The sequence below is a fragment of the Aeromonas sp. Marseille-Q7275 genome (assembly GCF_965119515.1).
Map to the genome: position 1 here is coordinate 412,191 of NZ_CBCPLW010000001.1, position 24,712 is coordinate 436,902.

Consider the following 24,712-nt stretch of genomic DNA (forward strand, 5'->3'; position numbering starts at 1 on the left):
AGTTTCATGCCCTCCCCAAGCAGTGAAAGGTAACGAATGACGCCAGATGGCGCATCCCATGCCTTGAAAAAGTCTTGTGATGACTGAAAAGTGTCAATTATCCCTGTCAGTTATCAAAAAGTTAAGGATACCCATGTTTTCCTTGGTCAAGCAAAGCGTCGCCGGGCTGCAAATTCTGTTTGTCGCCTTTGGTGCCATGGTTCTGGTGCCCCTGCTCACCGGATTGAACCCCTCCATGGCCCTGCTTGGCGCCGGTGTAGGCACCCTGCTGTTCCAGCTCTGCACCCGTCGCCAGGTCCCGATCTTCCTCGGCTCCAGCTTCGCCTTCATCGCCCCCATCATCTATGCCACCCAGACCTGGGGCCTGCCCTCCACCATGTTCGGTCTGTTTGCCGCCGGCTTCATGTACTTCATCCTGGCGGCCATCATTCGCGTGCGCGGCATGGGTCTGGTGCACAAGCTGCTGCCCCCTGTGGTGATTGGTCCCGTGATCATGGTGATTGGCCTGTCGGTGGCCCAGGTGGCCTGCAACATGGCCATGGGCCGTGCCGGGGCCGAGCAGGTGGTGGCCCCTGCCACCGCGCTGACCCTGGCGGGGATCTCGCTCGCGGTGACCCTGATTGCGGCCGTGTTCTGCAAGGGCTGGATCAAGCTCATCCCCATCCTCTCCGGCGTCATCGCCGGTTATGTGGCCGCCGTGCTGATGGGCCAGGTGAGCTTCGATGGCATGATCAACGCCCCCTGGCTGGCGCTGCCCCACTTCGAGAGCCCGGAGATCAACTGGGCCGCCGCCCTCTTCATGCTGCCGGTGGCCATCGCCCCCTGTATCGAGCACATCGGCGGCGTGCTGGCCATCGGCGGCGTGACCGGCAAGGACTACACCAAGGATCCTGGCCTGCACCGCACCCTGGCCGGTGACGGCATCGGTGTCTGCTTCGCCGGTTTCATCGGTGGTCCCCCCGTCACCACCTATGCGGAAGTGACCGGTGCCGTGATGATCACCCGCAACTTCAACCCGGTCACCATGACCTGGGCCGCGGTGTTCGCCATCATTCTGGCCTTCTTCGGCAAGTTCAACGCCCTGCTCACCTCCATCCCCATGCCGGTGATGGGCGGCATTATGCTGCTGCTGTTCGGATCCATCGCCGCCATCGGCCTCAAGACGCTGGTGGAGTCCAAGGTGGATCTGGGGCTGGCCCGCAACATCGCCATCGTCGCCGTGACCCTGACAGTGGGTGTGGGCGCACTGGAGATGAAGATAGGTGACTTCGCCCTGGCGGGCGTGGGCCTGGCCTCGGTGGCCGCTATTCTGCTGAACCTCATCCTGCCCCAGCACTCCGAAGAGGGTGCCATGGAGTCGGCCAAGGACTGATCCTGGGCGCACCATGCCGATGACAAGAGGCCACCCCTGGGTGGCCTCTCTCTTTCTGCTGAACCTCATCCTTCCCCAGCACTGCGACGAGGGGGCCATGGAGTCGGCCAGGGAGTGATCCTGGGCGCACCATGCCGATGACAAGAGGCCACCCCTGGGTGGCCTCTCTCTTTCTGCTGAACCTCATCCTGCCCCGGCACTGTGAAGAGGGTGCCATGGGGCCGGCCAAGGAGTGATCCTGGGCGCACCATGCCAATGACAGGTGGCCACCCCTGGGTGGCCTCTTGCTTTTGTAGCCTCCCACCGCGAGCGCCTTGACCCATCGGGGGTCGGCCTGGCGACTACAATCAGGGGCGTTGTTCACAGTCAAGGAGACGAACATGAAGACGAGATGGATCCTGGCCCTGCTGGGGATTATCTGGGGGGGCGCGGCCCAGGCTGGTGCGGTGCGCTACCAGGTCGACGGTCAACCCTTCGAAGGCTATTACCTGGCCGCCGCCGACAAGCAGGCGCCTTTGGTGGTGCTGGTGCACGACTGGGATGGGTTGACGGACTACGAGGTGAAGCGGGCCGAGATGCTGGTGGCCCTCGGTTACAGCGTGTTCGCGGTGGACTTGTTCGGGGCAGGTATCAGACCGACCGCCGTGGAAGAGCGCAAGCGCCTCACCGGGGCGCTCTATCAGGACAGGGCCAGGATGCGCAAGCTGTTGCAGGCAGGGCTCGCCGAGGCGGGCAGGCAGGGCGGCCGGCTCGACAATGCGGTGGCGATGGGCTACTGCTTTGGCGGCGCCGCCGTGCTGGAGCTGGCCCGCAGCGGCGCCAGCCTCAAGGGGATCGTCAGCGTGCACGGGGGGCTTGAGACCCCGGCCGGTCAGAACTACGAGCAGACCAGGGCCAGTCTGCTGATCCAGCATGGCAGCGCGGATCAGGCGGTCTCTCTTGGCCAGTTCGCGGCCCTCATCACCGAGCTGGAGAGCGCCGGGGTGAAGCACGAGGCGACCAGCTACAGTGGCGCCCCCCATGCCTTCAGCGTCTTTGGCTCGGACAATTACCGCGCCGATGCCGATGCCAAGTCCTGGCGGCGCTTCACCGAGTTTCTCGGCGAGGTGACCAAGGGGTAGGGCAGCCTTTGGCGGCGCAGCGGGATCTTGCCACCGAAAGCCACGAGTGGCGGGGCCCCACTGCTTGCCGGGTCAGCAGAAGTTCAGTGGCGCTGGTTATACTGACGCGAAGAGGGGCTTGTATCTGGCCAGCGCCCCGGGGTACCGGAGCTGATAGCGGGTCGGATGGCCTCTGATCCGGTTCCGGATCGGGAGGCCCCCTCAGCCCCCCGCACATGAGACACGAAGGAGTAATGACATGCGTCTATGGATTCATATACTGGCCGTTCTGCTGCTGGTTGGCTGTGCCAAGGGGGATACCCCCGCCGAGCAACGCAACCACATTCAGCAGATGCGCCAGCAGACTCTCTCCACCCTGTATGCTCAGGATGGGAGCACCAGACAGGAGGTGGCAAGATCCAAGGGTTATGCCGTCTTCACCAATGTGAACAACAACCTGCTGGTACTGAGTGCCGGCAGTGGCTATGGGGTGCTTCGCGACAACCGCACCGGTCGCGACACCTACATGAAGATGGCGACCGCCGGCATGGGGATCGGCATGGGGATCAAGAAATTCCAGGCCGTGATCATCTTCAACGATGCCGCCGCCCTGGACAGATTCATCACCACAGGGTTCGATGCCAGCGCCCAGGCGGATCTGGCCGCCAAGTCGGCGGACGATGGCAAGGTGGTGGTCAGCGAGGCGGCCAATGCCGACTTCCAGAAGGTGAAGATGTACCAGCTCACCGAGCAGGGGCTGGCGGCGCAGGCCACCATGCAGGGTTACAAGTACTGGCCGGACGATGAGCTCAACGGCAGCAGATAAGGCCCAGACACAAGTGTTCACTGCGCGGCGCTCATCAGAGCGCCGCGCGCATTTCTGCGGCTTCAGACCTGCCAGGCGGGCTTGTCCAGCGCCAGCACCCTCACCCACATGGCCCCTTCCCCCACGGGTTGGCGGGACGAGAGGCTGAGCTCGCCCGTCTGCGCCGCGATACGGTGCACGGCCAGGCTGTGGGACTTCTGCCCGGTGGCGATCAGATAGTGGCCGCTGTGGTCGATGGCAAAACCGCGGGGGCAGGCTTCGGTCGGGAAGTGGCCCAGCAGGGTCAGGGCGCCGTTCCCCTGGTCGACCTCGAACAGGCTGAGCAGGCTGCTGGCCCGCTCGCTGGTGTAGAGAAAGCGCCCATCCGGCGTCAGGTGGATGTCGGCCCCCCAGCGCTCTCCCTGATAACCCTCGGGCAGCATGTCCAGGCTCTCCCGCGCGCCGATGCGACCATCCGCCTCCCTGTGGTAGCGGTTGAGGGTGGCATCGAGCTCATTGAGGCAGTAGAGATCGCCGTTGGTGGGGTGCAGCGCCAGATGGCGGGGCCCGGCGCCGGGGGCCGTGTGGATGTCACCCAGGGGATGGGGGCTCAGCTGACCATCCTCTCCCAGGGTGAAGCGGCGGATGACATCCTCCTTGAGGCAGGCGACCAGCAGCTCCTGGTGACCCTGGCTGGTTGTCAGCAGGGTCACCGAGTGGGCGGCCATCAGCCGGTCGATGCGCTGGTGGGGGGCCAGCACCCGACCTGCGTCATCCATGGGCGACACGCTGAGGTGGTCGAAGGCGTAGGAGGCGGCAAAGAAGAAGCGCCCGGTATCATCGGTGCAGGTGTGGGAGGCGCTGCCATCGAGCGGCGCCGAGCAGGGCGTCCCGAGCCGGCCATCCGCGGCTATGGGGTAGCTCAGCACCCGAAAGTCGGGGCGCACCCCCGCATAGAGCCAGCGCTGGTCCGGGCTGATGACCAGGGGCTGCACCTCGCCGCCGGTCTGGACCTCCTGCAGCGGGACCAGCTCGCCATCCTCGAGTCGAAACACATGGATCAACCCGCTCACCGGGTTGGCGACATAAACGACTTGCTGCATTGTGATCTCCTTCATGCTCTGGCGCTCATCATCGGATGATTGCTCCAGGCCAGGCAAGTAGTTGTGCAGGGTATCGTCGTAATTGGCCAGCCCTGTCTTTGTTGTTGCACGGGTTATTTTTCCAGGCTCAGCAGGTAATTGCGCAGATTGACGCCGCGATAGACCAGCCCTGTCTTTGTTGTGGCACGGGTTATTTTTCCAGGCTCAGCAGGTAGTTGCGCAGGTTGACGCCGCGATTGGCCAGCCCCAGCTTGATGCGCACGCTGTTGCGATGATTCTCCACCGTTTTGCGCGCCACCTTGAGGGCGCTGGCGATCTCCTGGCTGGACATGCCGCTGCGAATGAACTCGGCCACCTGCATCTCCGAGGGGGTCAGCACCTCCAGCAGGCGTTGGTTGCCGTCGGCCTGCAGGCTCTTCTCCATGCTGGCGCGGATCAGCTCCAGGCACATCTTGAGGGCCGGATCTTGAATTTGGGTAAGCTTTTGCTCCACTTCGGGCAGGTGGCGGGCGATCAGCTGCTGATGCTGCTCACCGGGCGCCGCCCCCTGGCTGTCGCTGAGTGCGGCCAGGGAGTGAGCGAGTTCGTTGATGAGCCGGTGATCCTGCTCTATGCCTGAGGCGTCCTGGCTCTCGCTCGGCTTGATCTGCAGGCACCAGATGCGGGTGCCGTCCGGTCCGTCATGGGCGAAGAGCTCGAAGGCAAGGTTGAGGATCTCGAAATGCAAGGTGGGCAGGTTGCCCCGGATCCGCTGGCGTATGGCCTTCAGGTAGTCGGGACCTACCAGGAACACCAGATCGTCTAGCCGATTGAGGGTCAGGGTATCCACCGGATAGCTGGATGCCACCACCTGCTCCTGCTCATCGAAGCTGATGAAATAGATGTCATTGCGCGCCAGCAGTTGATGGCAGAGCCCCTGCTCGACGATAGGGATCAGCTTGTTACTCATGTTCCTTCCAGTTCTGCATCTCGTGATAAGTCCCCGTATTTCGCCTTCATTCATCCCTGTTGTTGTGTTCGGCTCACCCAGTGAATACCCAGACGCTCAGATTTTTCCCGTCATTAATTAACAAAAATTGAACATCCTGTGAGCTGTGTCGCAAAAACATCGCGCTCTTTAGTGAGGTGCATCTCATTACAGGCTATAAAACACCTAGATAATACCTATCAACCACTCAATGGATATAGGGAGAATACCATGTTGGCAAAACGCTCACACTTTTTACTGGCGGCATTGACCGCCGTCATGCTGCTCGGCAACGGGGCCCAGGCCGCCGAGGCGACCACGACACTGGGGCCCAATGGCGAACAACCAACCCCTTATACCCAGGTAACACTCACTACTGCCCAGCAAGACAGGGTCAAGGCCCAGCATTACACGGCCGCCATCCTGATGCACACCACCTCCGACTGGTCGAGTGCCCTCATCAAGGGTGCCAAAGACAGATTCCATGACTTGAACGTCAAAGTGGTGGCGGTGACCGATGCCGAATTCAATGCCAACAAGCAGAGGACGGACGTGGAAACCGTGATGGCCATGGCTCCCGACATCATTCTTACCCTGGTGGTCGACCCCGTCTCCGGCGCCGCGGCCTTTCGTCCCGCGGTCCAGCAAGGCAGCAAGCTGGTGCTGATCAGCAACCTGCCAACGGGATTTGAATATGGCAAGGATTACGCCGGCATCGTCACCGACGACCTGTTCGAGATGGGGGGTCTGGCTGCCGACATGCTGGCCAAGACGGTGGGCGAGCAGGGCAAGATAGGTTTCATCTACCACGAGGCGAACTACTACGTCACCAACCAGCGGGATCAGGCGGTGCTGACCAACCTGGCCAAGCATCACCCAGGCGTCCAGATCCTCGCCAAGCAGGGCATTGCCAACGCCAATGATGGTGAGGTGGTTGCCTCGGCTCTCATCACCCAGCACCCGGACATCCAGGCCATCTATGCCCCCTGGGATTCCATCGCCGAAGGGGTGGTCGCCGCGACGCGGGCCGCCGGACGCAGTGACATCAAGGTGATCACCATGGATCTGGGCGCCGCCAATGCCCTGGACATGGCCAAGGGCCGCAACGTGGCCGGCATAGTGACGGATTTACCTTATGACCTCGGCCAGACCCTGGCCACCATGGGGGCCCTGGCCAAGCTGGGAGAACAGACCCCTCCCTTCGTCACCGTCTCCGCCGATGCGGTGACCCGCGACAACCTGGCCGATGCCTGGCAACAGGCGCTGCGTCGGGCTCCACCGGCCGCCGTTACCAAGGCACTCAGTCAATAAGCGTACGAGTAGCCGCCTTGCAGGCGGCTACTCGTTCCATCTCACGGAAGGAGTTATCACATGGAGCTGTACGCCATAGAGGCGAGTGGTATCAAGAAGGGGTTTGACGGCATCCCCGTGCTCAAGGATGTGTCGTTTCGTCTCAAGCGTGGCGAGGTGCATGCCATCGTCGGTCAGAACGGGGCGGGCAAGTCCACCCTGGTCAAGCTGCTCAACGGCTTTCATGGTCGGGACGGTGGCGAGGTGCTGTTGTTTGGCAAACCCTGCCGCTTCACCACCCCCAAAGAGGCGCAGGCCGAGGGGATCGCCATGGTGTATCAGGATCTCAGCCTGGTGCCGACCCTGTCGGTGGCCGACAACATCTTCCTGGCTGGCGGCGGCGAGAGCGGGGCGATCATCTCCAACCGGGACAGGGTCAGGCGTGTCGCCCCTCTGCTCGCCATGCTGGGTGTCGATCTGGATCCGGACTGCGAGGTGGGGCGGCTGAGCGTTGGTCAGCAGCAGTTCGTCGAGATAGCCAAGGCCCTGGCCCAGAATGCCCGCATCCTGGTGCTCGATGAGCCGACCGCCTCGCTCTCCAACAATGAGATCAACGAGCTGTTCAAGGTGATTGCCACCCTCAAGGGCCAGGGGATGTCCATCATCTACATCACCCACTATCTCAGCGACATCATGCGGGTCTGCGACGCCGTGACCGTGCTGCGTGACGGCCATACGGTGCTCGCCACCCACACGGCCAACACCAGCGTCGAGGCACTGGTCGAGGCCATGCTCGGCAGCAAGGGCGACACCAGCCTGAGCTGGTCACGCCCGGGGTCTGCCGTGGATGCCGTGCCTCTGCTCGAGCTGGAGGGCGTCTCGAATGCACAGCTGCACGACATCTCCCTCAGGGTGATGCCGGGCCAAGTCGTGGGATTGGCGGGTCTGCTGGGCAGTGGCCGTACCGAGATCCTTGAGGCCATTTATGGCCTGACACCCATCCAGGCGGGCGAGATCCGCATCGATGGCGAGCCGGTGCGGATCCGCTCACCCAGGCAGGCCATCTCGCTTGGCATCAACATGGTACCGGAGGAGCGGCGCAGCCAGGGCCTGGTGCTCGATTTCTCGGTGGCCGACAACATGTTGATGGCCGCCTATGACCGGCTCACCCAGGGACTGGGTCTGGACAAGCTCAAGGGAGACGCCATGGTGCGGGCCCAGATCAAGAGCCTGGGGGTCAAGACCAGCGGTCCCGAGCAGTCGGTGCGTTTTCTCTCCGGCGGCAACCAGCAGAAGGTGGTGATCGGCAAGTGCCTCTCCACCAAGGCCAAGGTGTTGCTGCTCGACGATCCCACCTTCGGCATCGATATCCATGCCAAGTACGAAATCATGAAGATAGTGGACAGCTATGTCGCCGCCGGTAACGGGGCCATTTTCGTGTCGAGTGAATATGCCGAGGTCGCCAGCTTCTGTGACCTCATCTATGTGGTGAACAAGGGGCGGATCGTCGCCTGCCTGGAAGGGCGACGGATGAATGAAGAGACGCTGCTGGCGGCGGTTCAATGACAAACAAGGAGCCCTGCGTGGTGAACAAGGAATCTGTGTGGTAAGCAAGGGACATAGGGTCGTCGCCTGCCTGGCAGGGCGACGGGTGAATGAAGAGACGCTGCTGGCGGCGGTTCAATGACAAGCAAGGAGCCCTGCGTGGTGAACAAGGGATCTTGTGTGGTGAGCAAGGGACACAGGGTCGTCGCCTGCCTGGAAGGGCGACGGGTGAATGAAGAGACGCTGCTGGCGGCGGTTCAATAACAAGCAAGGAGTCAAGGATGAAAGATTTAACTCTGCCGGCGCCCAAGGGCCGCGGTATCAACTGGCGCGACTACATCATCTACATGGTGTTCGTCGGCATCTTCGTGTTCTTTTCCGTGGTGCTTCATGACAAAGGTTTCCTGAGCGCCGTCAACCTGATGAACATCGCGCGTCAGACCGCCACCATCGCCATCATGGCGGTGGGCATGACCTTCGTGCTGAGTGCCGCCGAGATAGATCTCTCGTTCGGCGCCACGGTCGCACTCAGTGCCATAGTCGCGGCGCTGACCCTGCAGGAGACGGACAGCATTCTGCTGGCGGTCTCGGCGGCGCTCCTGGTGGGCACCATGATAGGGGCCATCAACGGCCTGTTCGTGACCCAGGTCGGCATTCCCTCCTTCCTGGTGACCCTGGGTACCACCGGCATCATCACCGGCATCGCTCGCTGGTCCACCTCGCTGCAATCCATCCCCATCGACAACGACCTCTATGTGTTCATCTTCGGCTCGGGTGACATAGGGCCCATCTCGGTGCTCTTCATCTGGACCATTCTGGTGACGGTGGCAGGCGCCTTCGTGCTGCGCAACACCCGCTTCGGCAAGCAGGTGCTGGCGACCGGGGGCAACAAGATCTCCGCCATGTATTCGGGCATCAACATCAACCGCATCAAGCTCTACGTGCTGATGCTCAACGGTTTTCTCGCCGCTCTCGCGGGCATCCTCTACTCGGGGCGGCTGCAAAGCGCCCGCTACACCCTGGGGGAGAGCGATCTCATGCTGGTGATTGCCGCCGTCATCATAGGGGGGACCAATCTGTTTGGTGGTAAGGGCATGGTGGTGGGGTCCGTCATCGGCGCCCTCATCATGGGCATGGTCAACAATGGCCTGATCCTGATGGGGCTGAACGTGGATCAGCAACTGATCCTGCGGGGCATCATCGTCATCGTCGCCGTCACCTTCACCATGGGGCAGCTCAAGCAGCTGCGAAAAAAATAAATTTATTATCAGATACTTAAGGAAGAGATCATGAAGATGGATCCCAAGGTGGCGAGCATCATCTCCGGCTGGAGCCTGAAAGAGAAGGTGGGTCAGTTGTTCATCCTGGCCTTCCCGGGCAAGTCCGCCGAGCAGGCGCGCACCATGATAGTCGAGTACAACCTGGGAGGCTGTTACCTGAGCCAGGACAACGGCGATACCTTCGCCGAGGCCCAGCAATTGACTCGGGAGCTGGCCAGCATAGGTGCCGAGAAGGGTCGCCTACCGCTGCTGCTCGGAGTGGATCAGGAGGGGGCCTGGGGCGTGCTGGTGGGGGAGTCCACCACTGGGCCCGGCAATCTGGCGCTCGGTGTGGCCGAGACCGGGCAGGGTACCGAAGCCATGTACAAGACCATGGCCGAGGAGATGCGCCTTGCCGGTTTCAACTGCATTCTGGGGCCCTGCTGCGACGTGAACTTCAATCCCAGCTCCCCCATCATCGACAGCCGCTCCTTCGGGGACAGGCCTGCCAAGGTGGCGTTGCACGCGGCGGCGGCGGTGCGCGGTCTGCATCAGGGGGGTATCTGTGGCAGCGGCAAGCACTTCCCCGGGCACGGCGACACCCAGGGTGACACCCACAGGGAGATCCCCAGGGTCGACAAGTCCCTCAGCGAGTTGCGCGAGCAGGATCTGCGGCCCTTCCAGGCCGCCATCGATGCCGGGGTGGATCTCATCATGACCAGCCACATCCTCTATCCGCAGCTCGACAGTCAGCACCCGGCCACGCTCTCATCGATCATCTTGCAGGATCTGCTGCGCACCGAGATGGGCTTCGAGGGCATCATCATCTCCGACAGCATGAACATGGGGGCCATCGTCCACCACTACTCCCCCGCCACGGCGGCAGTGCTGGCGCTCAAGGCAGGCATCAACATGATCATGCTCTCCGAGGAGCACTACGATCACAGCGACTCCTACCTCGACAAGCAGTTCGCCATGATCCACGGCATCATGGCCGCGGTGGCAGCGGGGGATCTGGACGAGGCAGTGATCGATGCCGCCCTGGCTCGCATCCTTGCCTTCAAGCTCGCCAAGCTGGTGCCCATGGCGCTCTATCAACCCACCGACATGGCGGCAAACCAGCAGGTGGCCAACCGCTGTGCCAACCAGGCGCTCACCTGGCTACGCCAGGTGCCCGAGTTGGGCGAGGGGCCCTTCTATGTGCTCAACGCCACCCCGGCGACCAGCTATCACAACCTCACCAATCCCCGTGGCATAGGCCCCAACCAGCGTGAACCTGCCTTCGATCACTTCCTTGCGGCTCTGGATCAGGGCGCTCGACGGGTGCTGTCCGTGACGCCCGAGCAGCTGGCAACCGTCGGCGACGACTGGCTGCTGGTGGTGACCGAGCACCATCCTCTGCCCGGAGAAGACTTCGCCCAAGGGGAGGCCCAGGCCCTGGTCCGCCGGCTCAGCCGCGAGGTCGAGAAACTGATAGTGGTGGCACTGCGCAGCCCTTATGACCTGCTCGGTTATCCGGATGTGCGCTATTACCTGTGCAGCCACTCGGCCCGCCCCGAGAGCGCTCGCGCCGCCGCCAAGGTGTTGAATGGCACCCTGGCGACCCAGCACAGCCGGGCGGTGGGTCTGGTCAGTTAACTTTTGTTTTTCCCGCCATCCCGGATGGCGGGGGATTTCTCCTAGGAGTGTGTTGTTGGGAGCCTGCATGGGCAATTGCCCGGTGATTAATGGACTAATTAGAGGGTGCAGGCTTTGAAAAGCACCATGAAAATAGTGTCGGCAACCGTGTTGCTCGCGTTGGCTGTCCCCGCTCTGGCGGCCAAGGGGGGCACTCAGGACTTCCTGGATGCGCTGCGCAACTTTGAATCCGGTATCAATCCGGCACTGGCAGATTTTTATCTGCAAAACCTCGACAACCCTGTCTACACCTATGCCCAGGTGACGGCACCGGGTCGTCTGGTTCGGGATTGCTCGACCGGCAGCATGTTGTCCGAGCCAACCACCATCAGCGGCTTCTTCAACAAGCTGGGGGTGGGCAATATCTATAATTCCGCCACCCCGACCGATGCGGCCATGTTCCGGAAGATGCAATACAACTCCTTGAACGCTTGGGGTTTTATCGGTTATCAGCTGGGAGAGGCGGTGCTGATCGACGCCGGTTACTACAGCCCGAAACAGGTGACTGTCGATGGCAAGGAGTACGACAGCTTCTACATGTTCGTGCCGGACTCCACCTGGGCGGGTTGCAAGACCGAGGCCCTGGCCGAGATCGAGGGCTCGGGCGGCAACAAGGTCTATGTGACCGATGTCAACCGCTGGCAGGGAACCTTTGTCGGCAAGAATGGGGTCAACTCCCTGGCGGACTTGCGCCTGCCGGAGAAGCAGGAGCTGGTGATGCGCGACGCCATGCATTTCAACTATCAGGTGATAAGCAAGCTGCTCAAGGACGCCAACATGACCTGGGCCCAGGCCCTGGCCAAGAGCTGGCCCGATAAGGATGACAACGGTCAGCCAATTCAGGTCCGTGCCACCATGTCAGGCATCCTGGCGGCGGCACACCTGCGTGGCGCCTGGGGGGTCGGCGCCCTGCTGACCAAGGATCAGATCACCTGTGATGAGCTCGGGACCTGCATCACCAAGTACGTCTACAAGTTTGGTGACTACAACAGCCTGTTTGACACCCCGGGTGACAGCATCACCCAGGGCTCACCTTATGATGAGGTGCTGACGGCCGGTTGGGGCAATGACATTGTCATCACAGGTGGTGGCAAGGATCAAATCCTGCTCAACGAGCAGGCGAACGGCCTGACCACGGTCAATGACTTCACCCCAGGCAATGATCTCATCGTGCTGCGTGGCTGGAGCATGGCGGATCCCCTGGCGGATCTGGTGATTGGTGATGTCGCCGATGGCGCCGAGTTGCAGTTTGCCGGTCAGCGCGTTCTGCTCAAGGGGGTCAGCGCGGCGTCGGTGCATGCCAATCCGGCTGCCGTCATCACCAAATCCGATATCTACACCCTGGCCTGGAACTCGGGCAAGCAGGTGGTCCAGGGCTTCGATCCTGCGGTCGACAAGATTGCGGGCAGTGCCGGCATCGGCTTCAAACACCTGAAGGCTTATGAGACGGCCACCTCGGTGGTGTTGGGCCCGCAGGCGGAGGATGGCGGCATCTACTCCTCCTATGAGCTGGTGGGGTTGACCCTCAAGGATATCAGGCCCGAGATGTTCACCAATGTCACCGGCAGCTACGATCGCCTCGGCTATATAGTGCCGCTTAGCTCGCTGAACTGGGGTTGGAACATGACGCTGGTCGTCAGTCGCTTCGATCCGGCCAAGACGGTCATCACCACCCCGAGCAACCAGCCGGTGCCTTTCTCTGGCATCAAGCTGAGCCAGGAGGGGAGCGACGTGGTCATCAGCCTGGTTGAACCCTATGCCAAGGGGGATGCCAAGCAGATAGTGCTGAAGAACACGGCGGTGAATACCCTCAGTGCGACCAACTTCGCCGGTTTTAGCGGCAGCTACAGCGAAGCCACCATCGACATTCCCGTCTTCTTCGACATCAGCGTGAACGTCGGGGTCGGTGGCACTCTGTCACCGGCGCCGATGAACGGGGTGTTGAAGGCCAAGGGGGGAACCAGCTTCACCGTCACCCTGTTGCCCGATACCGGTTACAAGGTGAAATCCCTCACCGTCGATGGTGTGGCGCAGGTTGTGGCCGGTAGCTATACCTTCCCAGCCGTGAATAGTGCCCATAGCCTGTCGGTCAGCTTCGAGCAGGGCAGCAGTTGCCCGGCAAGCTGGGCCACCGGGTCTGTGTATACCACGGGCAACAAGGTGACCTACAACGGCAATATCTATGAGGCCAAGTGGTGGAACAGTGGCAATGTGCCGAGCGCAGGGGACCCCTGGAAGCTGATCGGTGCCTGCAGCTAAACGCCCTTTATGCGCGCCGAGTGATAGCTGTCACCTAACAACACAGGCCCCACTTCGGGGCCTGTGTTTCTTGATGGACTCATGTGCGCGGTGTCAGGGCCGGCTCAGGATCTCCTGGATGACGGGCACCACTGAGAGGGCCAGCAGGGCCGCCATGGCATGGTTGAACCTGCGGCGGGCGAGGGCATTGGTCAGCCAGCGCTTGAGCAGGGTGCCGCACAGCAGCCAGAGCCCGACGCAGGGGAAAGAGACGATGAAGAAGGTCAGGGCTATGGTCAGGTTCTGCTGATGGAAGTCGGCCCCTGCGCTGGTGAAGGCGGCGATGGCGCCGGTGGCGACCACCCAGGCCTTGGCATTGACCCATTGGAACAGGGCGCCCTTGAGGAACCCCAGGGGGCGGGCGGAGGCGTCTCCCGTCACCTCGTCGGCGGAGCGGGCAATCAGCCAGGCGAGATAGAGCAGATAGAGGGTGCCGACACACTTGATGACGAAGTGCAGGCTGGGGAAGAGGGTGAACAGCTGGCCGAAGCCCAGCCCCACCAGCAACAGCATCAGGGTGAAGCCGACGCAGATCCCCATGAGCAGCGGCAGGCTGCGCCTGATCCCGAAGTTGGCGCCTGCGCTCATCACCATGATGTTGTTCGGTCCCGGGGTGACCGATGCCGAGATGGCAAAGAGCACCACGGCGTAGAGATAGTCCATGAGATCCTCGTGGGTGACATTCCGTTGTCTTCCCTATATTGGGGGCCTGCTCCCGCTTTCAAGGCCGGCAGCCAGGGTAAAAAAAACAGGCTCCAATGAGGAGCCTGTTTGCAGGGGCAGGAGGTCGGCATCAGGCCGGCTTGCCACCATTGGGCGGCGGCAGGCTCGGGCGGGACTCTATCTTCTGCTCGTCCCCTTGCCGGTTCTTGATGTGGACGTCCATCTGGTTGAACGCGATGTCGATGCCGTGTTCACGGAACAGCACGTCGATGCGGCGGTTCAGCTCATCGATGGCCGGGTTGCGATCCCCGAGCTCGCTCACGAAGAAGCGCAGCTCGTGATCCAGGGTACTGGGGCCGAAGGTGAGGAAGTAGACGATGGGGGCCGGGTCTTTCAAGACCCGACTGTTCTCCGTGGCCGCCTGCATCAACAGCTTGCGGGTCAGCTCCAGATCCGAACCATAGGCCACCCCGACCCGGGCGATGACCCGGGTGACGGTATCGGACAGGGACCAGTTGATCAGCCGCTCTATCATCAGCTGCTGGTTCGGGATGATCACCTCCTTGCGGTCGAAGTCGGTGAGGGTGGTCGAGCGGATGCGGATCTTGTTGACCGTGCCCGAGATGGTGCCGATGGTGACGGTGTCCCCGATCCGCACCGGGCGCTCGAACAGTATGATGATGCCGGAGATGAAGTTGGAGACGATCTGCTGCATGCCGAAACCGATACCGACCGAGAGGCCGGCGGCCAGCCACTGCAGCTTCTCCCACTGGACTCCCAGCATGGCCAGGGCGGTGAGCGAGCCCATCCCGATCAGCACATAGTTGAGCATGGTGGTGAAGGCGTAGGCGGTGCCCTGGGCGAGGCGCAGCTTGGAGAGCACCAGTACCTCCAGCAGGCCTGGCAGGTTGCGGGCCAGCGACAGGGCCGCCCCGAACAGGAACAGGCCGGTTAGCACGTCGCTCAGGCTGATGGGGTAGAGCACGGCGTTGGCACCCGTGCCCTCGCTCTTGTGCCACAGCACCACGCTGTCGAGGTAGGTGAAGACAGCGACCAGATCGGACCAGAGCCAGTAGAAGGCGACGCCGAATACCAGCAGCAGCATGATGCGGGTCAGGCGCAGGGACTGCTGGCTGACCTCTTCCAGATCCATGGGCTGCTCTTCGATGGCCTCGCCCCCTTCCGCATCTTCCGAAGGCTTGTGCTCGCGCTTGGCGACGGCGCGGCGGTAGGCCAGACGGCGGGCCGCCAGCTCCAGACCACGCAGGGCGGTGCGATAGACCAGGCTCCAGATGATGATGAGGTAGAAGGATTCGATCAGGCGACCGGTCAGCTTCAGGGCGGTGTAGTAGTAGCCGAGCGCCGCCAGCACCATCAGGGCCACCGGCGCCAGCGCCAGGGCGACGGCCGTCATGGTCTGCAGCATGCTGGCCTCGCCCTTGATGCGAGCGCGGGAGATGGGCAGCACCAGGTAGGCGGTCAGCCCCAGCAGCAGCATGGTCAGCGCCTGGCCGATGACATCGTTGCCCAGCGATGAGGGCTCCACCACCGCCTTGGTCGACAGCATGATGAGGGGCAGCAGGGGCAGCCAGAGGTAACGCATGCTGTTGCGCTTGGCCTGCAGCTCGTCCCGCGGGATGCGGAAGTGGCTCTCGCCGATGCCGCCAGGGCGCATCACCGACAGGTAGACGCTGAACACCAGGTAGCCCAGTGCCAGGTTCAGGGTGATCTGGAAGATGAGGCGCGGGCTCAGCAGGCCACAATAGGCCAGCAGCAGGCCGGCGGCCAGGATGAAGAGGGTACCCGGCAGGCGCTGCAATACGGTGTAGAGCAGGGCGCGCGGGGTGTGCCACTGGCTGTCCTGGCGGAAGCGGCCGAGATCCTTGGCGATCCGCTGCTGGCGCTTGACCAGGGTCGGGCGTTTCCACAGCAGCAGGCCACCCACCAGCAGCAGCGGCAGGGCCAGCAGGGAGACCGCCAGCAGCATGTCGCCCCAGCCTTGCCAGTCCGGCTTGAGCACCCAGTCGGAGGCCTGCTTGTAGGCATGGCCCGGCCAGTTGATGAACCACTTGCCATCGATGGGCTTGTTGCTGCTGACCCAGAAGATGTGCTGTTGCAGGGTGAATTCGATGGAGGCATAGATGCGCGTCAGCTGCTGCTGGGTGAGCTGCAGGCTGATGGCGTTGGTCAGCTGGGCATCCATCTGGCGGTTGAGCTGATCGAGCAGGCTGATGCGGGTGTCGATCAGCTTGACCAGGATGGCCTTGTCCTCTTCGCTGACGGTCTCCCTGCTGTTGGCGATCAGGTTGTCCAGATACTGGCCCTTCTGGAACAGCTGATCCCGTTGCTGGCTCAGTTCAAACTGGGCCAGGTGCAGGTCGGCAATCTGCTCTTCCAGGTTCTTCACCAGGGTGGAGGGGGCGGCCTCCAGCTGCTGGTAGAGCTGATAGAGGATGCGTGACAGCAGCAGGTTGCCCTTGAGCATCTGCACCTGTTCGTTCAGGTTGCGCTCGGTCTGGGTGCCGCGCTCCAGCCAGCTCTTGGCCTGCAGGTTTTTCTGGGCGAGCAGGTTGAGGTTGGTGGTGGCGCTGATGAGCTGCTGGCTGAGCTGGTGGTTGATCTCCTGCTCTTTTTGCACCAGCGGGTTGTTCTGGGTGGCGACCAGCTCGCCGGTCTGCTCGGCGGCCTTCTCGGTGTCGCCGAGGCGCTTGGCGCTGCTCTGCTCCTGCAGGGCCTGCAGTTTCTGCTCTTCATGGGCGAGGCGCGCACTCTGGTAGTCACGCTGCTTGACCGCCAGATCCTGCATGCTGGTGCGGTTGTCCAGATCCTTTTGCAGGTTGGCCAGTTGCAAGTCCAGCAAGGCCAGCTCGGTATTGAGCTTCATCTTCTCGGCGCTGCTCACGCCGTCCCCGGAGTTCAGACGAGTGCGGATCTCCTGGCTGCGTTGATAGGCGCGGCTCATGTTGGCCTGGGCCCGCTCCGGCAGGGTCTGCAGGCTGGTGATCTGGCTGCCTATGGTGCCGAGGGCCTCCTGGGCATCCTGCATGTTGGCCAGCACCTCCGGCTGACGGCTCTCCAGCTCCGCCAGGCTCATGCTGGCGTATTCGCTCCTGAGCTGCTCAGGACCCTTGTCCTGGGCCAGGGAGTCTATCTTGGCGCCTATCTCTTTCATTTCGCCGGGCAGGGAGCGTACCCGCTGTGCCAGCGCCTTGGCCTTGGCCTGCTCCTTCTCGATGCTGTCGAGCAGGGCTAAGGTATCGGTCAGCAACTTCTGATCCGCCTGCTGGCTGACGGTGAGGGTCTCTGACTTGCCGAGGGCATCGAGCGCCCGCTGTACGGTGGCGCGCTGGGGCAGATCCTGCGCCATGGCTTGCGGGGCGCAGAGGCTGATGAGTAAACAGAGCAGCGGCAACAGGGTGGCCGAGGCTCTTCTGAACTGTATTGAGGGCATAAAACGTCCGGGTGATTATGCGAGATTCGGGAGGTTTCCCACTGGGGGGAAATCCGCGTGGATTCTAGCACCGGCGCGAGGGAGGCAGCAGGGGGGAGAGATAAAAAAAACGGCGCCTCAAGGCGCCGTTTTCAATGGTTCAGCACTGATTACAGTACGTGAACGGAGGCGGTGTTGGTGGTACCGCTCGGTACCAGGGCACCGGAGACCATGACGACCACGTCACCCTTCAGGCCCATGCCGCTTTGCAGTGCCGCTTCCTTGCCGATGCGATAGAAATCGTCGGTGGAGGCGATGCTGTCAACCACGTGAGCAACCACACCCTTGGTCAGGACCAGCTGGGCAGCAGTTTTCTTGTTGGTGGTGATGGCCAGGATCCAGGCTTTCGGGAAGTACTTGCGAATGGCCTTGGCAGACTTGCCGCCTTCGGTGGCAACCACGATCAGCGGGGCGTCCAGCTTCTCGGAGGTCTCGACCGCACCTTTACATACGGCTTCGGTGATGCGCAGCTTGTTGCTGTCGTTGGCAGCAGACAGGTTGGACGGCATCACGGCGTCGGTACGCTCGCAGATGGTGGCCATGATGGTCACGGCTTCCAGCGGGTACTTGCCCTTGGCGGACTCGCCGGACAGCATGACGGCGTCGGTACCATCCAGGATGGCGTTCGCCACGTCACCGGCTTCGGCGCGGGTCGGACGCGGGTTCTTGATCATGGAATCCAGCATCTGGGTGGCGGTGATGACCACTTTACGTGCCTTGTTGCACTTGGTGATGATCATCTTCTGGGCGAAGATCACTTCTTCAACCGGAATTTCCACACCCATGTCGCCACGAGCAACCATGATGCCGTCGGAGACAGCCAGGATGTCGTCGAAGTTGTCCAGGCCTTCCTGGTTTTCGATCTTGGAGATGATCTGGATGGCTTCGCCACCGTGGGCCTTCAGGTGCTCACGGATTTCCAGCACGTCTTCTTTCTTGCGGATGAAGGAGGCGGCAACGAAGTCCACGCCCTGCTCGCAACCGAAGATGAGGTCACGCTTGTCTTTCTCGGCCAGGGCCGGCAGCTTGATGGAGACGCCCGGCAGGTTGACGCCCTTGTTCTCGCCCAGATCACCGTTGTTCAGCACCTTGCAGATGACTTCGCGCTCGGTGATTTCGATGACGTCCAGACCGATCAGGCCGTCGTCAACCAGGATGCGGTTGCCGACGCGCAGGTCGTTGGCGAAGCCGGCGTAGGTCACGGCGACCTTGTCTTTGTTGCCAACCACGGTCTGGTCGGTGGTGAAGGTGAAGGTCTGGCCGGCGACCAGAGAGACATCGTTGCCACCTTCCAGCTTCATGGTACGGATTTCCGGACCCTTGGTATCCAGCAGGATGGCTGCGTGCTTGCCGGTCTCGGCCATCACTTCACGCAGGTTGCGGATACGGGTGCCGTGCTCTTCGTAGTCACCGTGAGAGAAGTTCAGGCGCATGACGTTCATGCCGGCGTCGAGCATCTTGCCGAGCATTTCTTTGGATTCGGTCTTGGGACCTATGGTGCAGACGATTTTGGTCTTTTTCATGTCAGTCTTCATGGTTAAGGAGTTTCCGCCGTGCAATATACACCAGTTTTTGGATACTTTTTATGATCCAGAAACAACGTTTTGAGCTAAAAACGCCTCAATTTGAAAGATAACGTTTTCGCTCACAGCTGATTTTAGGGGCTAAAATAATTGATTTTCCGCGAGTGAGGCCATTTGGTTCCCATTTTTCGCCCCCGTCGATGACCCGATCCCATGTAGTTAAATGACAAACAAGGGATGAGAGTGCCGGCGACGGGTCAGGGCCCCTTTCCCCCTTTGGCCGTCACCCAGTGTAGTCATTGGACCGCCACCACGCAGGAGAGGCACCAGCTTTCGACCAGGCGCGTCACCCACCCAGGGGACGCGCCTTTGCGCAGGCTTAGCCGAAGAACCAGTAACCGCGGTTGATGAGACGGGTCAGCAGTTGCAGGAAACCGGCCTGATCGGCGAGTTCCACCATGTCGGCCTGGGTGATGATGTCCTTGTCGCACAGGAGCGAAATGGCGGCCGCATCCTCGCTCGGCAGGGTCCAGGCCTCGCCGTCGATGTAGCAGCTACGGCTCTCGCCGCTGAACCAGACGGAGCGCAGCCCCGGCACCTTGATGGCGGGCTCGCCCTGGGTCAGCAGGTCGGCCACTTCCTCGGCGCTGTAGTCAGGCTCCATGGGGCTCACGTCCAGATCGTGCTTGGCCTCGGAGATCATGGTGCCGAACCACTCCTTGAACAGGGTCTCGTCATCCAGGGCCTGTTGCATCAGCTCCCGCAGGCGGTGCAGCTCATGGGGCTGGATCTCGCCGTGACGGGCGCGAGGCTTGAGGTCCGGGTCGCCGTAACGCTCGGTGCGCAGATCGTTGTCGATCAGGTGATCGGCAAACGAGGAGATGAGCGCTTTGGCGTCCGGTGCGCGGAAGCCCACGGAGAAGTTCAGGGAGGGCTCGATGGCGTAGCCCTCGTGGGGGAATCCGGGCGGGATGTAGAGGATGTCGCCCGGCTCCATGATGGCGTCGATGATCGCCTCGAACGGCTCGCAGTGCAGCAGGGCGGCGTGGGCGGCAAACTCCTCGAGGGGCTTGGCATCGCCGACCCGCCAGTGACGCTTGCCCTGGCCCTGGGTGATGAAGACGTCGTAGTTGTCGATGTGGGGGCCGACGCCGCCGTGAGGGGTGGAGAAGCTCACCATCACATCGTCAAAGCGCCAGCCCGGGATGAACTGGAACGGCAGCGCCAGCTCGTGCACCTCGGGGGCCCAGTGGTTGCAGGCCTGTACCAGCACGGTCCAGTTCTCTTCCCCCAGGTGGTCATAAGACTCGAAGGGCCCGTGTTCGGCGGCCCACTTGCCGTCGAAGCGGGTCACCAGGCGCGATTCGATCACCTCCTCCATGGCCAGACCCGCCAGCTCGTCCGGGCTGATGGGATCCTGAAAGTCGGTGAAGCCGCCCTTGATGAGGAGCGGGCGCTTCTGCCAGTAATGCTCGAGGAAGTGGGCAATATCCAGATTGAGTTCGTACATGGTGCTTCTCGTATCTTGTGAGAGATCTTGCCCAAATCGGGCTTGGGCAAGGGCTCTGAAATGGCCCGATAGCCTGTGATGCTATCAAATGGGCCAAAATCAACGGGGGCCCTGCCGTCATGACAGAGCCCCCGCCGGTTCGGTTTAGCCGCTTACTTCAGCAGATCGACCAGACGCTGGGCCTGACCGAGGTAGTTGGCTGGAGTCAGCTTCTTCAGTTCGACCTTGACGGCCTCGGGCAGTTCCAGGGTGTCGATAAAGGTGCGCATGCCTTCGGCATCCACGCGGCGGCCACGGGTCAGCTCCTTTAGCTTCTCGTAGGGCTTCTCGATGCCGTAGCGGCGCATCACTGTCTGGATGGGCTCGGCCAGCACTTCCCAGTTGGCGTCCAGATCGGCGGCCATGGCGTCCGCGTTCGCTTCCAGCTTGGAGATGCCCTTGAGGGTCGCCTGATAGGCAATCAGGGAGTAACCCACGGCCACCCCCAGGTTGCGCAGCACTGTGGAGTCGGTCAGATCACGCTGCCAGCGGGAGATGGGCAGCTTGGAGGCCAGGTGCTGGAACACGGCGTTGGCCAGACCCAGATTGCCTTCGGAGTTCTCGAAGTCGATGGGATTGACCTTGTGCGGCATGGTGGAGGAGCCGATCTCGCCCGCCACGGTGCGCTGCTTGAAGTGACCCAGGGAGATGTAGCCCCACACGTCCCTGTCGAAGTCGATCAGGATGGTGTTGAAGCGGGCCATGGCGTCGAACAGCTCGGCGATGTAGTCGTGGGGCTCGATCTGGGTGGTGTAGGGGTTCCAGGAAAGGCCCAAGGAGGTAACAAACTCCTCGGAGAACTGGTGCCAGTCCACTTCAGGGTAGGCGCTCACGTGGGCGTTGTAGTTGCCCACGGCACCGTTGATCTTGCCGAGGATCTCCACCGCCATGATCTGCTTGAACTGGCGCTCCAGGCGATAGGCGACGTTGGCCATCTCCTTGCCCATGGTGCTCGGGGTCGCCGGCTGGCCGTGGGTGCGTGACAGCAGCGGCATGTCGCGGTACTCAACGGCCAGGCGCTTGAGCTCGGAAATCAGCTTCTCGCAATAAGGCTTGATGACCTCGTCGCGGGCGGTCTTCAGCATCAGGCCGTGGGAGTTGTTGTTGATGTCTTCCGAGGTGCAGGCGAAGTGGATGAATTCGCTGACGGCGGCGAGCTCGGGGTTCACTTCCACCTTCTCTTTCAGGAAGTACTCCACCGCTTTCACATCATGGTTGGTGGTGCGCTCGATCTGCTTGATGCGCGCGGCGTCCGCTTCGTTGAAGTTCAGGACTATGCCGTCCAGCACGGCATTGGCGGCCGCACTCAGGGCAGGGACTTCCGGGATCCCGGCGTGGCTGGCCAGTTTTTGCAACCAGCGCACCTCGACTTCGACGCGAAAACGCAGCAGACCGAATTCGGAGAAGATGGGACGCAGGGCATCGGCCTTGTCGCCATAACGACCGTCAATCGGGGAAACAGCAGTCAGCGCGGACAGCTCCATGGGGTGAACTCCTGATGATTGGTGTGGGGGATTCTCATCAACTCGCGCTCCTGTTACGAGACCGTTATCAAGGCTCATGTGCTGCTCGGCATCCTTATTTATCGACATAAACTCCGGTACCTGCGCTGCTCTTCACCTTGCTTCCGGCCTCTCACGACGGAGCTCGAGCCGATTCTTAGAAACGTTTGGCCAGTTCCACCATCTTCTTGCGAGCGAAGATGATCTGGGTACGGCTGCCGCCAAGCTGGCGCCACAGCACGCAGGCACGGATGCCTGCCAGCAGCAGGGCGCGCACCTTGTGCTGCACCAGGGGCTGCTGCAGGAACAGCGGGGTGCCCGCCACCTGGATGCGCGGCCCTATGGGGCTGATGAGATCGCTGTAGATGCTCGCCATGTTGGCCAGGATCTGCTCGTCGAGCAGATCGAAATGCTGTTGCTGGCGGCCGATCTGCCCGATCCGCTCCCCCAGCATGTTGAGAATGTCCTTGCGCTTGGCCAGCTTGCGCTCCAGCGCAATCAGGCTCACCACGTAGCGGGTCAGCTCGGCGTTCTTCTGGCTGCCGTCGGCCCCCAGCTGCTCCACCAGGGCGCGGTAACCGTCGCGGATGGCGAGGTGGCTGCCGAACACTTCCAGCGGCTGCTTGGGATTGGTCACCAGCACGCTTTGCAGGCTCTCGCGCAGGGAGGCCTCGTCACAGGTGCCGTCACGGGCCACTTTTTGCACCAGATAGGCCGCCTGGCAGATGCCGGCGAAAGCCATTGTTCTGTCTTGGAATTTGTCGCTCACGTCTGCTGCCTTCTGTTAAGGATTCAAACCGGATGGCTGAAACGCTGTTCTATGATGCCGCCGCCCAGGCAGACTTCCCCGTCGTAGAAGACGGCGGACTGGCCCGGGGTCACCGCAGCCTGTTTCTCGTCGAAGATGACCCGTATGGTCTCATCGTCGATGGGCTGGATCAGGCAGGGGATGTCCTGCTGGCGGTAACGGGTCTTGACGGTGCAGCGTAGCGGCGCCCGGATCGGGGTGCGATCCACCCAGTGCAATTGGCTGGCGATCAGGCCGTCGGAGTAGAGGCGGGGATGCTCCCCTTGCGCCACCACCAGGGTATTGCGCTCCACCTCCTTGTCCACCACGTACCAGGCCTCTTCGGTCGCATCCTTCATGCCGCCGATGCCGAGCCCCTTGCGCTGGCCCAGGGTGTGGTACATCAGCCCCTGGTGCTCGCCAATCACCTTGCCATCCACGGTTTCGATGGGGCCGGGCTGGGCGGGCAGGAACTTGGCCAGGAAGTCCTTGAACTTGCGCTCGCCGATGAAGCAGATGCCGGTGGAGTCCTTCTTCTTGGCGGTGATGAGGTCGAGCTGCTCGGCGATGCGGCGTACCTCCGGCTTCTCCAGATCCCCGACAGGGAACAGGCTCTGACCCACCTGGGCTTCGCTCAGGGTGTAGAGGAAGTAGCTCTGATCCTTGTTGGTATCCAGACCGCGCAGCAGGCGTGGGCGGCCCGTGCTGTCGTCACGGCGCACGTAGTGGCCGGTGGCGATGTAGGTGGCACCCAGCTCTTCGGCGGCAAATTCCAGGAACGCCTTGAACTTGATCTCCTTGTTGCACAGGATGTCCGGGTTCGGCGTGCGCCCTGCCTTGTACTCTTCCAGGAAGTGCTCGAACACGTTATCCCAGTACTCGGCGGCGAAGTTGATGGTGTGCAGCTTCATGCCCAGCTTGTCGCAGACGGCCTTGGCATCAGCCAAATCCTTGGAGGCGGAGCAGTACTCGTCCGTGTCGTCTTCTTCCCAGTTCTTCATGAACAAGCCTTCGACCTGATAACCCTGCTGCTGGAGCAGGTAGGCCGAGACGGAAGAATCCACGCCGCCGGACATGCCGACGATCACCTTGATTTGGCTGTTGTCTGTCATTAGTCGAAGTTACCAGTTCGTTTAAACGGGGCGTATTCTACCAGAGTTTTGCGCCCCCGGTCACATCTCCCTGCCGTCGCTCCCCTCGGGAGCCTGGCGGCGGGAAATCGTTTTTCTTGTCTCGGCTCCATTGCGTTAAAAGGAGCTTCCAACGGATCTTAAATGAAGGCCTTGAGCGCCGACAGCGGCAGGCGGGTGCCGGCCAGGTAGTCCTGGATACACTGCCACACCAGCGGGCTTCGCAGGGCGGGCTTGCACTCGGCTATCTCCGCCAGGGTGAGCCAGTGGCAGGCCAGCACATCGCCGTCGGGATCCTCTGGATGGTGCTGACCCGGCGCCTTTTCAAGGTCGAAGATGACGGCGGTGCGCACGAAGGTGGCCTCGCTGTCCGCCGGTTTGAACAGATAGACCCCGAGCCAGGCGCTGGGGGCTGCGGTCAGCCCCGTCTCCTCCTTGAGCTCGCGGCAGGCCGCCTCAATCAGGTTCTCCCCCGGCTCCACGTGGCCGGCGGGCTGGTTGAAGCGGCGCTGGCCCCTGATCTCCTCCTCCACCAGCAGGAAGCGACCCTGCCAGTGCACCAGGGCGGCCACGGTAAGGCGGGTGGGCAGCGGTGGGTGATCGCTCATAAGGGCTCCTTGTCTCGTTGGCTGTGCCCCGGCGGGGGCGTTCG

Annotated in this window: 18 protein-coding genes; 8 read left to right on the top strand and 10 right to left on the bottom strand. The window is 62.0% G+C overall.

Annotation, left to right across the window (positions count from 1 at the left end):
• Positions 1 to 133: 133 nt before the first annotated feature.
• The 3 genes from ACWPWQ_RS01880 to ACWPWQ_RS01890 all read left to right on the top strand — a co-directional run bounded on the left by ACWPWQ_RS01880 (position 134) and on the right by ACWPWQ_RS01890 (position 3,298).
• On the top strand, positions 134 to 1,372 hold the full coding sequence (locus ACWPWQ_RS01880; protein ID WP_454008871.1) for a uracil-xanthine permease family protein: 1,239 nt from the start codon (positions 134 to 136) through the stop codon (positions 1,370 to 1,372).
• A gap of 380 nt (positions 1,373 to 1,752) precedes the next feature.
• Positions 1,753 to 2,493, top strand: a complete 741-nt coding sequence (locus ACWPWQ_RS01885; RefSeq protein WP_454008872.1) for a dienelactone hydrolase family protein — start codon at positions 1,753 to 1,755, stop codon at positions 2,491 to 2,493.
• Positions 2,494 to 2,731: 238 nt separating this feature from the next.
• Positions 2,732 to 3,298, top strand: coding sequence for a lipid-binding SYLF domain-containing protein (locus ACWPWQ_RS01890; protein WP_342058194.1), 567 nt, complete (start codon positions 2,732 to 2,734; stop codon positions 3,296 to 3,298).
• 62 nt (positions 3,299 to 3,360) lie between these two features.
• Here the strand turns inward: ACWPWQ_RS01890 and pgl are convergent, their stop codons facing one another.
• The gene (pgl, locus tag ACWPWQ_RS01895) at positions 3,361 to 4,380 is read right to left on the bottom strand and encodes a 6-phosphogluconolactonase (RefSeq protein WP_454008873.1); all 1,020 of its coding nucleotides are present in this window, start codon (positions 4,378 to 4,380) and stop codon (positions 3,361 to 3,363) included.
• A gap of 190 nt (positions 4,381 to 4,570) precedes the next feature.
• Positions 4,571 to 5,329, bottom strand: a complete 759-nt coding sequence (locus ACWPWQ_RS01900; protein ID WP_202046799.1) for a response regulator transcription factor — start codon at positions 5,327 to 5,329, stop codon at positions 4,571 to 4,573.
• Between the two features lie 249 nt (positions 5,330 to 5,578).
• Between ACWPWQ_RS01900 and ACWPWQ_RS01905 the strand changes: the two genes are divergently transcribed.
• From ACWPWQ_RS01905 to ACWPWQ_RS01925, 5 genes are all read left to right on the top strand, one after another.
• Positions 5,579 to 6,658, top strand: coding sequence for a substrate-binding domain-containing protein (locus ACWPWQ_RS01905; RefSeq protein WP_454008874.1), 1,080 nt, complete (start codon positions 5,579 to 5,581; stop codon positions 6,656 to 6,658).
• Between the two features lie 60 nt (positions 6,659 to 6,718).
• Positions 6,719 to 8,203, top strand: coding sequence for a sugar ABC transporter ATP-binding protein (locus ACWPWQ_RS01910; RefSeq protein ID WP_454008875.1), 1,485 nt, complete (start codon positions 6,719 to 6,721; stop codon positions 8,201 to 8,203).
• Between the two features lie 260 nt (positions 8,204 to 8,463).
• On the top strand, positions 8,464 to 9,441 hold the full coding sequence (locus ACWPWQ_RS01915) for an ABC transporter permease (RefSeq protein WP_202046797.1): 978 nt from the start codon (positions 8,464 to 8,466) through the stop codon (positions 9,439 to 9,441).
• 30 nt (positions 9,442 to 9,471) lie between these two features.
• Positions 9,472 to 11,079: a glycoside hydrolase family 3 N-terminal domain-containing protein gene (locus ACWPWQ_RS01920; protein WP_454008876.1), complete on the top strand. Its 1,608-nt coding sequence runs from the start codon at positions 9,472 to 9,474 to the stop codon at positions 11,077 to 11,079.
• A gap of 126 nt (positions 11,080 to 11,205) precedes the next feature.
• Entirely contained in the window at positions 11,206 to 13,377 is a 2,172-nt protein-coding gene (locus ACWPWQ_RS01925; protein WP_454008877.1) for a carbohydrate-binding protein, read from the top strand.
• 93 nt (positions 13,378 to 13,470) lie between these two features.
• Here ACWPWQ_RS01925 and ACWPWQ_RS01930 read toward each other — a convergent pair whose 3' ends face one another.
• From ACWPWQ_RS01930 to ACWPWQ_RS01965, 8 genes are all read right to left on the bottom strand, one after another.
• Complete coding sequence (locus tag ACWPWQ_RS01930) at positions 13,471 to 14,079, bottom strand: LysE family translocator (protein ID WP_025327715.1); 609 nt, start codon at positions 14,077 to 14,079, stop codon at positions 13,471 to 13,473.
• Between the two features lie 130 nt (positions 14,080 to 14,209).
• Entirely contained in the window at positions 14,210 to 17,530 is a 3,321-nt protein-coding gene (gene mscK, locus ACWPWQ_RS01935) for a mechanosensitive channel MscK (RefSeq protein WP_319913281.1), read from the bottom strand.
• A gap of 149 nt (positions 17,531 to 17,679) precedes the next feature.
• Positions 17,680 to 19,092: a pyruvate kinase PykF gene (gene pykF, locus ACWPWQ_RS01940; RefSeq protein WP_202046793.1), complete on the bottom strand. Its 1,413-nt coding sequence runs from the start codon at positions 19,090 to 19,092 to the stop codon at positions 17,680 to 17,682.
• A gap of 379 nt (positions 19,093 to 19,471) precedes the next feature.
• The gene (locus ACWPWQ_RS01945) at positions 19,472 to 20,602 is read right to left on the bottom strand and encodes a ribosomal protein uL16 3-hydroxylase (protein ID WP_139439356.1); all 1,131 of its coding nucleotides are present in this window, start codon (positions 20,600 to 20,602) and stop codon (positions 19,472 to 19,474) included.
• Positions 20,603 to 20,754: 152 nt separating this feature from the next.
• Positions 20,755 to 22,125: an adenylosuccinate lyase gene (gene purB / locus ACWPWQ_RS01950; protein WP_319916502.1), complete on the bottom strand. Its 1,371-nt coding sequence runs from the start codon at positions 22,123 to 22,125 to the stop codon at positions 20,755 to 20,757.
• A gap of 175 nt (positions 22,126 to 22,300) precedes the next feature.
• Positions 22,301 to 22,912 (bottom strand): high frequency lysogenization protein HflD, encoded by a 612-nt coding sequence (gene hflD / locus ACWPWQ_RS01955; RefSeq protein ID WP_139439358.1) that lies wholly within the window; start codon positions 22,910 to 22,912, stop codon positions 22,301 to 22,303.
• A 23-nt stretch (positions 22,913 to 22,935) separates the two neighbouring features.
• Complete coding sequence (gene mnmA / locus ACWPWQ_RS01960; protein WP_454008878.1) at positions 22,936 to 24,042, bottom strand: tRNA 2-thiouridine(34) synthase MnmA; 1,107 nt, start codon at positions 24,040 to 24,042, stop codon at positions 22,936 to 22,938.
• Positions 24,043 to 24,200: 158 nt separating this feature from the next.
• Positions 24,201 to 24,668, bottom strand: coding sequence for an NUDIX hydrolase (locus ACWPWQ_RS01965; protein WP_307764245.1), 468 nt, complete (start codon positions 24,666 to 24,668; stop codon positions 24,201 to 24,203).
• Positions 24,669 to 24,712 lie beyond the last annotated feature (44 nt).

What these genes read in the sequence shown, in the direction of transcription:
- ACWPWQ_RS01880 (WP_454008871.1), top strand. Translation starts at nt 134, where the DNA reads ATGTTTTCCTTGGTCAAGCAAAGCGTCGCCGGGCTGCAAATTCTGTTT.
- ACWPWQ_RS01885 (WP_454008872.1), top strand. Translation starts at nt 1,753, where the DNA reads ATGAAGACGAGATGGATCCTGGCCCTGCTGGGGATTATCTGGGGGGGC.
- ACWPWQ_RS01890 (WP_342058194.1), top strand. Translation starts at nt 2,732, where the DNA reads ATGCGTCTATGGATTCATATACTGGCCGTTCTGCTGCTGGTTGGCTGT.
- pgl (WP_454008873.1), bottom strand. Translation starts at nt 4,380, where the DNA reads ATGCAGCAAGTCGTTTATGTCGCCAACCCGGTGAGCGGGTTGATCCAT.
- ACWPWQ_RS01900 (WP_202046799.1), bottom strand. Translation starts at nt 5,329, where the DNA reads ATGAGTAACAAGCTGATCCCTATCGTCGAGCAGGGGCTCTGCCATCAA.
- ACWPWQ_RS01905 (WP_454008874.1), top strand. Translation starts at nt 5,579, where the DNA reads ATGTTGGCAAAACGCTCACACTTTTTACTGGCGGCATTGACCGCCGTC.
- ACWPWQ_RS01910 (WP_454008875.1), top strand. Translation starts at nt 6,719, where the DNA reads ATGGAGCTGTACGCCATAGAGGCGAGTGGTATCAAGAAGGGGTTTGAC.
- ACWPWQ_RS01915 (WP_202046797.1), top strand. Translation starts at nt 8,464, where the DNA reads ATGAAAGATTTAACTCTGCCGGCGCCCAAGGGCCGCGGTATCAACTGG.
- ACWPWQ_RS01920 (WP_454008876.1), top strand. Translation starts at nt 9,472, where the DNA reads ATGAAGATGGATCCCAAGGTGGCGAGCATCATCTCCGGCTGGAGCCTG.
- ACWPWQ_RS01925 (WP_454008877.1), top strand. Translation starts at nt 11,206, where the DNA reads ATGAAAATAGTGTCGGCAACCGTGTTGCTCGCGTTGGCTGTCCCCGCT.
- ACWPWQ_RS01930 (WP_025327715.1), bottom strand. Translation starts at nt 14,079, where the DNA reads ATGGACTATCTCTACGCCGTGGTGCTCTTTGCCATCTCGGCATCGGTC.
- mscK (WP_319913281.1), bottom strand. Translation starts at nt 17,530, where the DNA reads ATGCCCTCAATACAGTTCAGAAGAGCCTCGGCCACCCTGTTGCCGCTG.
- pykF (WP_202046793.1), bottom strand. Translation starts at nt 19,092, where the DNA reads ATGAAAAAGACCAAAATCGTCTGCACCATAGGTCCCAAGACCGAATCC.
- ACWPWQ_RS01945 (WP_139439356.1), bottom strand. Translation starts at nt 20,602, where the DNA reads ATGTACGAACTCAATCTGGATATTGCCCACTTCCTCGAGCATTACTGG.
- purB (WP_319916502.1), bottom strand. Translation starts at nt 22,125, where the DNA reads ATGGAGCTGTCCGCGCTGACTGCTGTTTCCCCGATTGACGGTCGTTAT.
- mnmA (WP_454008878.1), bottom strand. Translation starts at nt 24,042, where the DNA reads ATGACAGACAACAGCCAAATCAAGGTGATCGTCGGCATGTCCGGCGGC.
- ACWPWQ_RS01965 (WP_307764245.1), bottom strand. Translation starts at nt 24,668, where the DNA reads ATGAGCGATCACCCACCGCTGCCCACCCGCCTTACCGTGGCCGCCCTG.